This window comes from Pseudomonas sp. IT-196MI5 (assembly GCF_949767415.1).
Classification (GTDB): domain Bacteria; phylum Pseudomonadota; class Gammaproteobacteria; order Pseudomonadales; family Pseudomonadaceae; genus Aquipseudomonas.
This window is the reverse complement of record NZ_CATKPZ010000045.1, coordinates 1-1,379: the sequence shown is the minus strand read 5'-3', so window position 1 is coordinate 1,379 and position 1,379 is coordinate 1. Positions and strand designations below refer to the sequence as shown.

Genomic DNA, 1,379 nt, shown 5'->3' with positions numbered 1-1,379 from the left:
CGATTCTGTTGAAAAAGTAGCTCCCCTATCTGGCCTGCGGCAAAATATCTGCATTGGCCAGCAGGGAAGCACGCAGCATGATGGGACAGTTATCGAGTGGGCAGGATCGGCTGTTTTACTCGTTCAACCTTGAAGATCACATTCCAGCCAATCACCTTCTGCGCAGCATTGATCGATGTCTCGATCTGAGCGACCTGCGCCATTACCTCGCCGATTTTTATAGCCCGATCGGGCGTCCGTCGATTGACCCTGAACTGATGATTCGCATGCTGATCGTGGGCTATTGCTACGGCATTCGCTCCGAGCGGCGGTTGTGCGAAGAGGCCCATTTGAACCTGGCGTATCGCTGGTTCTGCCGGTTGAGCCTTGAAGACGAAGTCCCCAACCACTCGACCTTTTCCAAAAATCGACACGGCCGCTTTCGGGACAGTGAGCTGTTTCGCTGGTTGTTCAATGAAGTGCTGCGTCGCTGCATGGAGGCAGGCCTGGTCAAGGGCGAAGGTTTTGCCGTGGACGCCAGCATCATCAAAGCGGATGCGAGTCGGCAGCGCGGCGTACCGGGTGATGAGCCGATCAACTGGAGCGATCCGGCCCTGAGCACCCGCGCCGTGCGTGAGTACCTTGAAGGCCTCGATGAAGAGGCTTTGGCCGAAACGCTACCGAAGCGCCTGTCGCTGACGGATCCTCAGGCTCGCTGGACCGCGGCTCCAGGCGGCCCCGCTTTCTACGCTTACTCCACGAATTATCTGATCGATACCGAGCACGGCGTGATCATGGATGTGGAACCCACACCGGCTCATCGCACCGCAGAAGTCGAGAGCACCAAGACGATGATCGATCGGGTCGAAGCGCAGTTCGACATCAAGCCAGAGCGCCTCATTGGCGACACCGCTTACGGCACAGCGCCGATGCTGGCCTGGATGGTGGAGGACAAAGACATCGAACCGCATGTGCCAGTGTGGGACAAAACCGAGCGCAAGAACGACAGCTTTTCGAGTAACGATTTCCACTGGAATGAAGAGGCTGAGGAATACCGCTGCCCGGCCGGAAACGTATTGCGCAGCGAATGGCGAGCCTTCAAGAACGAGCGTTCGCACGTCACCAAAGCCAACACCATCATCTTCCGATCCCGGCAGACCGACTGCGCGACATGTCCGATGAAAGCCAAGTGCTGCCCGAACACTTCGATTCGCAAGATTGCTCGCAGCGTCCATGAAGCCGCTCGTGATATGGCTCGACGCATCGCGGCGACGCCGGCGTATCAGCGCTCTCGCCACGAACGTAAGAAGGTCGAAATGTTGTTTGCCCACCTCAAGCGCATCCTGAAACTGGATCGCTTGCGACTACGTGGCATGAGTGGTGCGTCCGATGAGTTCACG

At 57.7% G+C, this 1,379-nt stretch carries 1 protein-coding gene; it reads left to right on the top strand.

The annotated features are described in order from the left end of the window. Positions 1-77: 77 nt before the first annotated feature. The coding region (locus ACM6IK_RS22660) for a transposase (RefSeq protein WP_414876086.1) at positions 78-1,379 on the top strand (1,302 nt) is incomplete at its 3' end.